The following is an 11,427-nucleotide window of genomic DNA, read 5'->3' on the forward strand; positions in this document are numbered from 1 at the left end:
CACATGAAAATTCTTACAGTATTAACTTCACACGACCAATTGGGTCAAACCGGTCGTAAAACAGGATTTTGGCTAGAAGAGCTTGCAGCTCCATACTATGTATTTAAGGATGCTGGTGCTGAGGTTGTTTTAGCATCGCCTAAGGGAGGCCAACCACCGCTAGACCCTAAAAGTAATGAGCCTGACTTTCAAACTGAGGCTACACATAGGTTTGAAGCTGATACAGAGGCGCAATCTGCACTTGCCAGCACCGTATCTCTGCAATCGATAAGTCTTGACGATTTCGATGCGGTATTTTATCCAGGCGGTCATGGACCATTATGGGATCTGGCTGAAGATGGAAACTCTATCAATTTGCTAGCCAGCGCATTAGCTAGTAATAAACCTTTAGCGTTGGTTTGTCATGCGCCTGGTGTTTTAAGGCACGTTAAGAATACAGATGGCACGCCAGTGGTGCAGGGCAAGAAAGTGACTGGCTTCAAAAACTCAGAGGAAGCCGCAGTTGGATTAACAGAAATTGTGCCATTCTTGGTAGAAGACGAACTCATCAATAAGGGTGGGCAGTATTCTAGCGCTTCTGATTGGGCATCTTATGTTGTCAAGGACGGTAATCTTATTACCGGGCAAAATCCTGCCTCTTCTGCAGAAGCAGCTAAACAGCTCTTACTTCTCATCAGTGAAAGTGTCCGACAATGAGTGCCTATGTCGTCATGATACGAGAGCGTACATTGGATCAAGCAGAAATGACTCAGTATGCCAAGCTAGCCACGTTAGCACGAGAAGGGCATGAAATTACTCCTTTGGTTAGATATGGTGCCTTGGAAGTTCTAGAAGGTGCAAATGTAGAAGGTTGTTTGATTCATCAATTTCCAACAACCAAAGATGCTCAGAATTGGTATCACAGTGCCAAATATCAAGAAGCTGTAAAACATCGCCACAAGGGTGCTAAGTACAGTGTTTTAATAGTTGAGGGAGTGGAGGGTTAACAATCTTTCATATTTTTGTATGGTCGCAGCGAGTATAAAATCATATTTATCTTGCTGCAGCCTACCCCCAACACTTTTCAGTGATTACAATTTTTTCAAAGCGTTACGGACAATAAATTATGCGCAATATCAACACTTACCTGATGGCTACGATGGCAGCAGTATTTTGGGGAGCGAATTTCAATTTAGCTAAACCTGTTGTGGCCGAGATGGGTCCTTATGTTGCAGGCGCTAGCCGCTATATTTTGGCTGCAGCCATCATGCTACTAATTACCCAGATGAGAAAAGAGACAGTCCCATTAAGATACTTCAGAACTTATTTAACCTTGGGCGTTGTAGGCGTTTTTGGATTCAATCTCTTTTTCTTTCTTGGAATGGAAACAACCTCTGCTGTCAATGGTGCCCTAATAATGGCGTTAAACCCTTTATTGACAGCTATTCTAGCTTATCTAATTCTGAATGAAATACCATCAAAACGACAGTTGATTGCATTTCCCATTGGGGTCGCAGGTGTCGCTATCGTTGTGCTTGGTGCAGGCGCGTACCTAAAAATCTCGACTGGAGACCTTTACATCTTCGTAGCCAATTTAAGCTGGGCGCTCTATAACGTGCTGGTGCGTAAAATGATGCCTAAGAATGTAAGCGGAATAGCAAATACGGCAGGCATTATGACAATAGGCGCAATGGCATTAAGCCTTGCGGCAATCTTGCATGGTGATAGTTTTATCGTTCCCACAGTCACTACAGGTGCATCACTGATCATGATGACGGTTGGAGGAGGGGTCTTGGCTTATCTTTTCTGGAACGCGAGTATTGCAAAACTAGGGTTATCAAAAGCTGCAATTTTTATGAATCTAGTCCCAGTCACTTCAATGGTCATCGCAACAATTGAAAGCATACCGCCGAATCATGCGCAGATATTAGGCGCCATCTTAGTCATTAGCGCGGTGACTTTTAGTTCATTTTCTCAAACAAAATCAACATCTGCCTAGATGGCAGAATAATTATGATTTAAATTTATTGGATTTAACTCGTGCTGAAGTGCGTATATTTTTTTGCAACAAGTTGCTTCAACCAAAGCAGTTCATCCGTATAATCAGCTTTTTTTTTTCGAGCACCTTTTCCAATGTGGTTTAAAAACGCCTTCATTTATCGCCTAGCTTCACAAAACTCTATTACTCCCGATGTTCTTAATGAAGAACTTACTTTAAGACCACTATTACCTTGTAGTGGTCTTGATAAACAAAGCCGCGGCTGGGTTCCTTGTCACAGTGAGAAGCTAGTTCACAGTGTGAATAAGCAGATACTTTTTGCTTTAGGTGTAGAGCAAAAGCTACTGCCTACCACTATCATCAATCGCTTTGCCAAGGAGCGCGCGGCAGAGATTGAAGCTCAGCAAGGTTATAAGGTTGGTCGTAAAGAGATGAAAGAGCTTAAGGAGTCCATCACAGAGGAGTTGCTACCAAGAGCATTCTCGCTTCAGCGTACCACTTACGCATGGCTAGATACAGTGAATGGCTATCTGGTCATAGACGCAGCCTCGTCAGCAAGAGTAGAAGAGCTATTAGAGTTGATGAATAAATCACTAGATAATTTACCGTTCAAACAATTGCATACTGCAATTTCACCAGTGGCTGCGATGACTGACTGGTTAGCTGGAAATAATCCACCAGCAGGCTTTACCATTGATCGTGAATTGGAACTTCGTGCCACAGGTGAAAGCAAAGCGACTATTCGTTATGCCAATCATGAGTTAGAAGGTGAAGAGATTCTAAAGCACATTGCTGCAGGTAAACGCGTCACTAGACTAGGCTTAACTTGGAATGACAGAATTTCATTTGTCCTGACGGAGCAAATGCAAGTCAAACGGATTGAGTTCTTAGATATTATCAAAAATGAATCTACTGAAATGGCAGAAAATGCTGATGAGCTATTTGAACTGGACTTTACGCTAATGACAGGAGAGCTTGCTAAGATGCTTGCTGATTTGACTAATGCGCTAGGTGGCGAAGCTGGAATTTCTTAAGGTAATCATCCATTTAGTTGCTGTGAAAGTAGATACTTCACTCTAACTTTTGATTATCTCTTTTGGGTATGACTATCCCTTGTGGTTCGGTAGCTCCAATTCTAAGCGTCAGCTCTGAAACAATGCAACTATTTGATAAAACTATAGCCGCTATTAGGTAGGCACTTTGCAAAGATAAATGAACAGCCGATGCCAATTGCTGACATTGGTCATCATTTATCTGAAATTTATTCAGTTGTAGTAGGTATTAAGCAAGCTTATAGCCCTGTATCCACTTCCGATTAAGCGCAGAGGAGTATTCTCGTGGCATAGGCCGCCTCATAATTTTAATGAGCTGCTTTGAGATCATGGTCGGATTTATCCCTGCTGTCGCTAACAAGCTCTAACAAGCGATTAACTTTAGCGGCCATTATGAAGTCATTTTCGTGCAGACCATTAATTTTATGTGTTTGAAACTCAACTCTACAGTAACCCCAGCCTATCATCAGGTCAGGATGATGGCCTTCAATTTCACATAACTTACCAACACGTTGAGCGAACCTCATTGCATCTTCAAAGTTATGGAATTTGAAAGTACGTTTCAACTTGGTCGAGTTGTCACGTAACTCCCAATCGTGGGCTTCAGTCAGATACATTTTTGCAACATCAGCTGTCATTGGTGGAACACCACCTTGGCAAGGCGTGCACTTTTTAGCAGTTAAATTTATTACGTTCATGATATATTCTCCTCAACCTTCTCCCTAATAAAAATAGATGATTACTCTTGCATTTACAGCAACATTAAGACCATAAAAAAGATAAAAAGTTTGTCATCTTAAGCTCTATTAAATCTAAGCTTAGCTTTGAACTAATAGTGTATTAATTTAGTCAACTTTACAAAGTGTGGCTGCCTATAACTCAGTCACATAGTTGAGATTTCATCAGGAGATGAATCATGAGCGAGTGGATTGATGTTGCAGCAGTAGCAGATTTCTTGCCAGGCACCTGTCGTAAGGTATCTACAGATGAATCGTCTATTCTTGTATTTAATCTCGATGGCCGCTATTACGCGGTGGAAAATCGATGTACACATGAAGATGCCGAGTTACTTGATGGTGTACTAGAGGGTGATGAAATCATTTGTCCGCTTCATGGAGCGCGCTTCTCGGTAGTCACTGGAGCCGTTCTTGACCCACCAGCCTATGAGAATCTGTGTACTTTCCCTGTTAGAGTCACCAATGGTTGGGTCGAGGTCGATGCTGAAGCCGAGTGGGATATCGCATAATATAAGAATTTACTTTTGCTATAGGTGGTCAAAACTCAGGCTGAATCAGAGCAATTGCTATCCTCATCCATAGTTGGCATCTTGTGCTCTATTAATTTCGATTTGATGCTCGAAGTTACCGTTCATCTCTATCAAATCAGTTGATAACGCTCCCCAGTTGTATGTTCATTGAACATCATGGAAACATGACATGGTCAGTAGGCCAAGTGCCACTGTAGGCAGCTTCTGGATGCTTTTTTATTACAAGCTCTCGAATCTCATTGATTCTATGAAAAGGCACTAGTACCATCATCAATACCTTCCCTCGAGAGATTTGTTTTTCAAATGGTTTCAATCGCACATTAGGAATCGTTGTGGCTACTACTGCCGTCCAGAATCCTCCCCCCATGAAGCCTACAAGTGTGCATATCGCCAAAGTTGCAAAAGTTGGTAATGGCTGTGTATACCACCATACTGGCACTGCGAGAGCAACTAGTCCCAAAATTAGCCCTAGCAATGCTCCTAATCCCATGCCGATTTCCCAGCCTTCAATCAAATCAGATCGTTCTGAAATAGTTGCCGCTGGTAAATCGCCAAGCTTTGTACTTTCATTTGCGAGAAAATGAATATGGTTCGCGTTAACGCGCGCAAGCAATAGATCATCAAACATTCCATGTGCGCTAACGACATCCGGTAAAACAAAATATAGTCGACGGTTCATTTTGATACTCCTATTCAGGCTTATAGCCAATATACAAACACAAACAACAATAACCAGATTACATCTACAAAGTGCCAATACCATGAGACTGCTTCAAAGGCGAAGTGGCGTTTTTCTGAAAAATGTCCAGCAAGTACACGGCCTAGAATCACCGACAACATAATGGCACCTAGCGTGACATGAGCACCATGAAAGCCAGTCAGCAGATAAAAAGTGGCACCGTAAACGCCTGTTTTTAGGCTGAAGTCAGCCGAGAGGTATTCGTGTGCCTGCAACACAAGAAATATCACGCCTAGCAGAATAGTGAGGGCTAGTCCGATTTTCAGTTGCAAACGGTTATTTTTTTTAAGTCCCCAGTGCGCCCAAGTCACGGTTGCCCCGGAACTAAGCAGTATGAGTGTATTGATGGCGGGGATTCCCCACGCTGCCATAGGCGTAAACGGTGTTGTCAAACCAGGCCCTGCGGTAGGCCAAGTTGCGTGATAGTCAGGCCACAGCAATGGTGTGTGACCTAGCCAAGGTACTGAAAAGTGGCGTGTATAGAACAATGTGCCGAATAAGGCAGCGAAAAACATCACTTCCGAAAAAATGAACCAACTCATGCCCCAGCGATAAGAAACATCTACTTGGTCGTTAAATTTATCTGCAATGCTCTCGCGAATCACCGCCCCGAACCATCCAAACAGCATGACTGCTAGTACGAATGCTCCCGCTAGCATCAGGTAAGGTCCTGCTGGCGTGTGTTGTAGCAAAAGCAAGAAGCCGCTGGCCAGCATCAATGATGCAACTGAGCCTACGATGGGCCACCAGGATGGGGCAGGTAAGTAGTATCGGCTGGTCTTCATGACGATTCCCCTCTATTTAACTACTGGCGCTATTTCAAAGGTGTGATACGGCGGTGGTGAAGGTAGTGTCCACTCCAGTGTGTCTGCACCCTCCCAAGGTTTTTCACCAGCAGCATTACCACTGCGAATACATTTAACTACGGTATAGAGAAACAGTAATTGACTAGCCCCCAATACGAATGAGCCTATAGATGAAATCATGTTGAAGTCTGCGAACTGTAAGGCATAATCTGGCACTCGACGGGGCATTCCGGCCAGACCAGTAAAATGCATAGGGAAGAATGTGATGTTAAAGGCAATGGCAGTCAGCCAAAAGTGCCACTGCCCCAGCGTTTCGTTATACATGTGACCAGTCCATTTAGGCAGCCAGTAATATACGCCAGCCATGATAGACATTGCAGCGCCAGAAAATAGTACATAGTGGAAGTGAGCCACTACGTAATAAGTATCTTGCAGTTGAATATCGACCGGCACGACGGCCAGTACCAGACCACTAAACCCGCCTATAGTGAATAGACAAACGACTGCTACGGCAAATAACATGGGAGTTTCGAAAGAAATAGCACCGCGCCACATGGTAGCAATCCAGTTGAATACTTTTACACCAGTCGGCACTGCAATTAGCATGGTAGTGTACATAAAGAACAGTTGCCCTGCTGCTGGCATACCCACGGTGAACATATGGTGTGCCCATACCACGAATGACAGGATAGCAATGGAGGCTGTGGCATACACCATAGAGTGGTAGCCAAACAAGGGCTTACGGGAAAAAGTTGGGATAATGGTAGACAATATGCCGAATGCTGGCAGTATCATAATGTAGACCTCGGGATGTCCGAAGAACCAGAAGATGTGTTGAAACATCACAGGATCACCGCCGCCTGCAGCATCGAAGAAGTGCGTACCAAAGTGACGGTCCATCAATAACATAGTCACGGCTGAAGCCAACACCGGCATTACCGCCACCAGCAGGTAGGCGGTGATAAGCCAAGTCCATACGAACATCGGCATTTTCATCAATGTCATGCCAGGCGCACGGAGATTGAGTATAGTGGTGATAATATTGATTGATCCGATAATAGATGACAGCCCCATAATATGTATCGCGAAGATGGTCATATCGTAGGCAATACCGCCTTGGATATAAAGTGGTGGGTACATAGTCCAGCCACCCGCCACAGCACCACCTGGTGCGAAGAATGAACCAAGCAGTAATAGCGCTGCCATTGGCAATAGCCAGAAACTCCAGTTGTTCAGTCGAGGAAAAGCCATGTCTGGTGCGCCTATCATCAGAGGAACCTGCCAGTTAGCAAAACCTACAAATGCGGGCATAATTGCGCCAAAAATCATGATTAACCCATGCATAGTCGTGAACTGATTAAATAAGTTTGGCTGGAAGAATTGCAGTCCTGGTTGAAACAACTCGGTACGGATCAACATTGCTAAAGCACCTGCAAAGAGGAACATCGCGAAACTGAAACATAGGTAAAGCGTCCCGATATCCTTATGGTTAGTGGTTGTTAGCCAGCGCTGGACGCCGCTAGGATGCGTATGTTCATGAGAGGGAAGGGTAACGCTAGTCATTTGACGGCTCCTTTTCGCAATAAGGCTACTTCTGCCGGCTGTATCTCATCACCAGTGTGATTACCCCAACTATTACGTTCGTAACTGATGACGGCGGCAACTTCAATATCCGATAATTGTTGTCCTATTGCTTGCATGGCAGTGCCAGTAATGCCATTCATTAAAATGTCAAAATGCTGGTCTTTAGGACCTAGCACGATATGGCCGTTTTTCCAGAATCCACGTTTTTCTAATGGTGTGGTAACTTCAGCGCTGGCTACGAATGGTGTGCCATCAACTAACGGTGGAAACGTACCTGCGATACCCAAACCGTTGGCCTGATGACAGACTGCGCAACGGCTTAGAAATACCATTTCACCTTGCGTTTTCAGTTCGGTTAGCGTGTAAGTCTTCTCGCTAGTATTTGCTGCTTCAGTGAGACTTATTTTCTGGGTCTTAAGCCAATTATCGTATTGTTCGGATGGTAGCGCTTCTACCACTATTGGCATGAAGCCATGGCCAACTCCGCACAGCTCTGCACATTGACCACGATAGATGCCAGGTTTTTCCACTTGAAACCATGCTTCATGAATAAAACCTGGAATAGCATCTTGTTTAACACCAAATTGCGGTAGCCACCATGAATGGATCACATCTGTTGATGTAAGCAAAATACGTACTTTTTTTCCTGTAGGCACCACCAGTGGGCGGTCAACCTCCAGTAGGTAATGCTCACCTTTAGCCACCTTGTTGTCAATTTGATCACGTGGTGTGCTGAGATTGCTAACATAGCGCACACCCTCACCAAGGTATTCGTATTCCCATACCCATTGGTGACCAGTGATTTTAATGTTCATGTCTGCGTGCTCTACATTTTTCATCGCCAGTACAGTGCTAGTGGTTGGAATGGCGATACCGATTAATATTAAGAAAGGTATCAGCGTCCACATCACTTCTAGGGGGAGGTTCTGGTGAAAATTCGCTGGCTTGTGACCCAATGATTTGCGGTGCTTAAATAAGGCATAGAACATGAAACCAAACACGACAATAAAAATAAGCAAACACACTAGCAAAATGAGCGTGTGCAAATCATAAATCTGATGGGCGATAGGCGTAGCGGGGCTTTGTAGGTTGAAGTTAAGTGCTGCCTGTGCGTGACTCGTTAGCAAACTTAAGATTGCGGCTTGGCAGGCGGCTTTTTTCATGACACAAACCCACCTAGTCTAGGTTTTAACTGGCGAGCTAGTTTTAGACGCTCTTCACTCGTCATATGGCGACCAAATTCGACTTCACGTCCATGAGACCGCAATGCCAGCCGGCGGCAATAGCCATCAGGCATGCAATCTAATACAATTTTCGCCCAGTACCCACTAAGTTCTGTACGTTTATCCTGCCCCAGTTCATGAGTTTCTACAGTGACTTTATCGTCATCCATGGTCAGTCGCTCAAAATCTCCTGAGTGACGTAAAACATGATAAAAACAGTAACCAAGGGCGATTAACTCAGTCACAGCAAAAGGTAAAACTGGCCAAGCACCAATTAAAAGAAAGCTGAAAGAAAGGCTCAGAAAAATTAAAACGATAATAGAAAAGACACACAAAGTGCCTGCTGGTGATAGCGAGCAGTTGGGTCTGGCTGTCACAGAGTAATGCACCGATGATGCAGTTCCGCAAATATCGACCATAACGCACCTCACTTTCTATAGACACACTGCGTTGCCTATCTAGGTACCGTTTAGCAGCTACCTCATAGTGTTTTGAGGTAGGCTATAAATAACCGACAGTGGTTTTAGTAAAAAGTTCAAAAATATCGTAATAAATCTTACTAAGAAACTAAACTATTTCAATTTGAGAATGCCTAATTGATGCAGTAGTTCATCGTATTAAACCTTATGGAAAGGATGGATTATCATGAACCCGTTGAATTTGTTTTGGTTATTCAAGTCACCTGTTAAAGGTTGGAGCCACTTAGTGCATACTAAACCTTCAATACCACAGCTTTATTTGGCACATGTAGTCCCATTTTCGTTATTACCACCATTAATGATCTATCTTGCGGGCAATAAATATGGTGGACATCTGGTTCAGTTTTTAACGGGTGAAAAGTTGCTTTTAGTGGCTATCATTTTATTTATAATTGAATTGATAGTTGTGCCAGTAATGGCCGTTATTGTTAGACAGCTTGCGGAGGTGGCGGAAATTCACCCTAGTTATCGTGATGCGTTCACACTCGCAGCAGTTGCTCCGACACCATTATGGATGGCTCCGATATTTCTATTCATCCCCAATGTGATACTCAATCTGATTGTCATATTGATAGCCCTAATGGCCACAGTTGGGCTAATCTACTATGGCATTCCAGTGGTATTTAGACTAAAGGATAAAGGTCACGCCATCCTCATGTTCGGTGCCGTGCTAACTGCGGGGATGGTGGCTTGGATGTTTATTATGATATCAACCCTAGTGATACTGGGAAGTGTGCAAAACTTGCAATTAGCCATGCCACCACTCTGAGTTCACGTAAAGGATAGGAGTGCCAAAGTCAAAGTTATATGCCAAGTCTCAGCACATATCGTAAAGCTAAATGAAGCAGCTAATACAATTTTAACCAAGCACTAGGAGATTGACCAATTTTTGATTTAAATACCCTTGAGAATACAGAGGCATTGCTATAGCCAACCTCATTAGCAACTAAACCGATGGGCTTTCCTTTTTTCAACAAAGTTTGAGCTACCCCCATGCGCCATTGAGTTAGATAATCAACTGGGGTAGTGCCAACCGTTTCTCTAAAATGAACGGCAAAACGTGCCCGCGACATGCCTGCTTGCTTTGCCAACAACTCCAGTGTCCATTGGTGACTTGGGTCGCTATGCATGGCGCTAATGGCTTTTGCTAATCGTTTGTCATTTAATCCTGCAAGTAGTCCAACGTTGCCTGGACTACTATCCAAAATAAATCGTAGCAGTTGAATCATCAGATATTCAAATAACCGATCGATAGCCGCTTGACGCCCGCACTGTTGCAGCTCTGCTTCGTCAAATAGCAAACTCAAGGTGCTGGCTAAGCTAGGAACATCCTTGAGTGCCATAAGTAGCATATTAGGTAGCGCCTTTACCAAAAGATTATTCGTGCCTCCTAAATCAACGATTGCACAAGTGAGTTCAACATTTCCATCAAAAACAAATTGGTGTTTAGCTGGGCTAGGGTAAAAAATTAAGCTAGGTTCTTCAATGCTCACTATTGGGTGATGGGAGGAATAAATCTTCAAACTTCCTTTTCGCACCAAGTGCAAAAAACCACCGCCCATATTTTCGTCAAACTCAATGTTGTTGCATAAAGCACCTGTAAAGAACATACGGGCACTAAATGCAAACTGATTAAAAACTCCCACTAAGCGATCGTTCATGATGATACTTATTGCATGAATATTGATACTTAATCATATCATAAGTATCTCCTGATGCAGGAGAATGCATTTGTGCATTCGGCACCAATTAGTTTAGGAGATTTAAGATGAGTCACAAAATAGCCATTATTATTTTAGCGGATACTGATACTAACGAAGGGTTAGGTCGCGTTGTGAACGCGCTTGCGGCGGCAGGAGAATACAACAAAGCTGGCGATGAAGTTCGTATTGTATTTACGGGAACTGGCACTAAGTGGCCAACCAGCCTAGAAAAAGCAGATCATCCTGCGCACGGACTATATGAAGCAGCGAGAGGTTTGGTTGATGGAGCTTGTGGTTTTTGTGCAAATGCCTTTGGCCAAACTGATGCCATGAAGAAGTACGCGATTAAATTACTTACTGACAGTGGTCCGTTTATGAGTTATCGCCAATACACAGAGTCAGGTTATCAAATCTTAATATTCTAAAATAATACTTTGCTAATAAATAAGGTCAGTTAAGTACTGGCTTTATTTATTAGATATATTAAATAAACCTCTTGAGCTTTGTATCTCTGCTTTCGGACTGTCAACGAGATTTTGAGTGGCGACTTTGAACTTGTGCGCAACGCAATTAGCAAATTCGGGGTTGAAATTCTA

The 11,427-nt window shown here is 43.5% G+C and carries 14 protein-coding genes; 7 read left to right on the forward strand and 7 right to left on the reverse strand.

Annotated elements, in window-relative coordinates:
* Positions 1–3 precede the first annotated feature (3 nt).
* From M301_RS04340 to M301_RS04355, 4 genes are all read left to right on the forward strand, one after another.
* Positions 4–696: a type 1 glutamine amidotransferase domain-containing protein gene (locus tag M301_RS04340; protein WP_013147540.1), complete on the forward strand. Its 693-nt coding sequence runs from the start codon at positions 4–6 to the stop codon at positions 694–696.
* Complete coding sequence (locus tag M301_RS04345; RefSeq protein ID WP_013147541.1) at positions 693–986, forward strand: DUF1330 domain-containing protein; 294 nt, start codon at positions 693–695, stop codon at positions 984–986. Before M301_RS04340 ends, M301_RS04345 begins: the two co-directional genes overlap by 4 nt.
* Positions 987–1,105: 119 nt before the next feature.
* Positions 1,106–1,978 (forward strand): DMT family transporter, encoded by an 873-nt coding sequence (locus M301_RS04350; protein ID WP_013147542.1) that lies wholly within the window; start codon positions 1,106–1,108, stop codon positions 1,976–1,978.
* Between the two features lie 134 nt (positions 1,979–2,112).
* On the forward strand, positions 2,113–3,012 hold the full coding sequence (locus M301_RS04355) for a recombination-associated protein RdgC (RefSeq protein ID WP_013147543.1): 900 nt from the start codon (positions 2,113–2,115) through the stop codon (positions 3,010–3,012).
* A 326-nt stretch (positions 3,013–3,338) separates the two neighbouring features.
* Here M301_RS04355 and M301_RS04360 read toward each other — a convergent pair whose 3' ends face one another.
* A complete protein-coding gene (locus M301_RS04360) occupies positions 3,339–3,728 on the reverse strand; it encodes a 4a-hydroxytetrahydrobiopterin dehydratase (protein WP_013147544.1) in 390 nt (129 codons plus the stop codon).
* A gap of 218 nt (positions 3,729–3,946) precedes the next feature.
* Here M301_RS04360 and M301_RS04365 point away from each other — a divergent pair, with 218 nt between their 5' ends.
* The gene (locus tag M301_RS04365) at positions 3,947–4,276 is read left to right on the forward strand and encodes a Rieske (2Fe-2S) protein (RefSeq protein ID WP_013147545.1); all 330 of its coding nucleotides are present in this window, start codon (positions 3,947–3,949) and stop codon (positions 4,274–4,276) included.
* A 175-nt stretch (positions 4,277–4,451) separates the two neighbouring features.
* Here the strand turns inward: M301_RS04365 and M301_RS04370 are convergent, their stop codons facing one another.
* Genes M301_RS04370 through M301_RS04390 form a run of 5 tightly spaced genes read right to left on the reverse strand, consistent with a single transcriptional unit; the run spans position 4,452 to position 9,068 of the window.
* On the reverse strand, positions 4,452–4,976 hold the full coding sequence (locus M301_RS04370) for a hypothetical protein (RefSeq protein ID WP_013147546.1): 525 nt from the start codon (positions 4,974–4,976) through the stop codon (positions 4,452–4,454).
* 20 nt (positions 4,977–4,996) lie between these two features.
* Positions 4,997–5,821: a cytochrome c oxidase subunit 3 gene (locus tag M301_RS04375; RefSeq protein ID WP_013147547.1), complete on the reverse strand. Its 825-nt coding sequence runs from the start codon at positions 5,819–5,821 to the stop codon at positions 4,997–4,999.
* 12 nt (positions 5,822–5,833) lie between these two features.
* Complete coding sequence (ctaD, locus tag M301_RS04380; RefSeq protein ID WP_013147548.1) at positions 5,834–7,405, reverse strand: cytochrome c oxidase subunit I; 1,572 nt, start codon at positions 7,403–7,405, stop codon at positions 5,834–5,836.
* The gene (gene coxB / locus M301_RS04385; protein WP_013147549.1) at positions 7,402–8,589 is read right to left on the reverse strand and encodes a cytochrome c oxidase subunit II; all 1,188 of its coding nucleotides are present in this window, start codon (positions 8,587–8,589) and stop codon (positions 7,402–7,404) included. The genes ctaD and coxB overlap by 4 nt, the downstream gene beginning before the upstream one ends.
* On the reverse strand, positions 8,586–9,068 hold the full coding sequence (locus M301_RS04390) for a DUF2244 domain-containing protein (RefSeq protein ID WP_013147550.1): 483 nt from the start codon (positions 9,066–9,068) through the stop codon (positions 8,586–8,588). Before M301_RS04390 ends, coxB begins: the two co-directional genes overlap by 4 nt.
* A gap of 226 nt (positions 9,069–9,294) precedes the next feature.
* On the opposite strand from M301_RS04390, the gene M301_RS04395 reads away from it, so the two are divergent.
* Positions 9,295–9,897 (forward strand): Yip1 family protein, encoded by a 603-nt coding sequence (locus M301_RS04395; RefSeq protein ID WP_013147551.1) that lies wholly within the window; start codon positions 9,295–9,297, stop codon positions 9,895–9,897.
* 79 nt (positions 9,898–9,976) lie between these two features.
* On the opposite strand, the gene M301_RS04400 is transcribed toward M301_RS04395, so the two are convergent.
* Positions 9,977–10,789, reverse strand: coding sequence for an AraC family transcriptional regulator (locus M301_RS04400; protein ID WP_013147552.1), 813 nt, complete (start codon positions 10,787–10,789; stop codon positions 9,977–9,979).
* A 107-nt stretch (positions 10,790–10,896) separates the two neighbouring features.
* Here M301_RS04400 and M301_RS04405 point away from each other — a divergent pair, with 107 nt between their 5' ends.
* On the forward strand, positions 10,897–11,256 hold the full coding sequence (locus M301_RS04405) for a hypothetical protein (protein WP_013147553.1): 360 nt from the start codon (positions 10,897–10,899) through the stop codon (positions 11,254–11,256).
* The last annotated feature ends 171 nt before the right edge of the window (positions 11,257–11,427 follow it).

The organism is Methylotenera versatilis 301 (genome assembly GCF_000093025.1).
Lineage (GTDB): Bacteria > Pseudomonadota > Gammaproteobacteria > Burkholderiales > Methylophilaceae > Methylotenera > Methylotenera versatilis.

Bases quoted from the DNA above. Each gene is read 5' to 3' on its own strand.
- M301_RS04340 (WP_013147540.1), top strand. From the start codon at position 4: ATGAAAATTCTTACAGTATTAACTTCACACGACCAATTGGGTCAAACC.
- coxB (WP_013147549.1), bottom strand. From the start codon at position 8,589: ATGAAAAAAGCCGCCTGCCAAGCCGCAATCTTAAGTTTGCTAACGAGT.
- M301_RS04365 (WP_013147545.1), top strand. From the start codon at position 3,947: ATGAGCGAGTGGATTGATGTTGCAGCAGTAGCAGATTTCTTGCCAGGC.
- M301_RS04355 (WP_013147543.1), top strand. From the start codon at position 2,113: ATGTGGTTTAAAAACGCCTTCATTTATCGCCTAGCTTCACAAAACTCT.
- ctaD (WP_013147548.1), bottom strand. From the start codon at position 7,405: ATGACTAGCGTTACCCTTCCCTCTCATGAACATACGCATCCTAGCGGC.
- M301_RS04405 (WP_013147553.1), top strand. From the start codon at position 10,897: ATGAGTCACAAAATAGCCATTATTATTTTAGCGGATACTGATACTAAC.
- M301_RS04370 (WP_013147546.1), bottom strand. From the start codon at position 4,976: ATGAACCGTCGACTATATTTTGTTTTACCGGATGTCGTTAGCGCACAT.
- M301_RS04395 (WP_013147551.1), top strand. From the start codon at position 9,295: ATGAACCCGTTGAATTTGTTTTGGTTATTCAAGTCACCTGTTAAAGGT.
- M301_RS04350 (WP_013147542.1), top strand. From the start codon at position 1,106: ATGCGCAATATCAACACTTACCTGATGGCTACGATGGCAGCAGTATTT.
- M301_RS04390 (WP_013147550.1), bottom strand. From the start codon at position 9,068: ATGGTCGATATTTGCGGAACTGCATCATCGGTGCATTACTCTGTGACA.
- M301_RS04360 (WP_013147544.1), bottom strand. From the start codon at position 3,728: ATGAACGTAATAAATTTAACTGCTAAAAAGTGCACGCCTTGCCAAGGT.
- M301_RS04345 (WP_013147541.1), top strand. From the start codon at position 693: ATGAGTGCCTATGTCGTCATGATACGAGAGCGTACATTGGATCAAGCA.
- M301_RS04375 (WP_013147547.1), bottom strand. From the start codon at position 5,821: ATGAAGACCAGCCGATACTACTTACCTGCCCCATCCTGGTGGCCCATC.
- M301_RS04400 (WP_013147552.1), bottom strand. From the start codon at position 10,789: ATGAACGATCGCTTAGTGGGAGTTTTTAATCAGTTTGCATTTAGTGCC.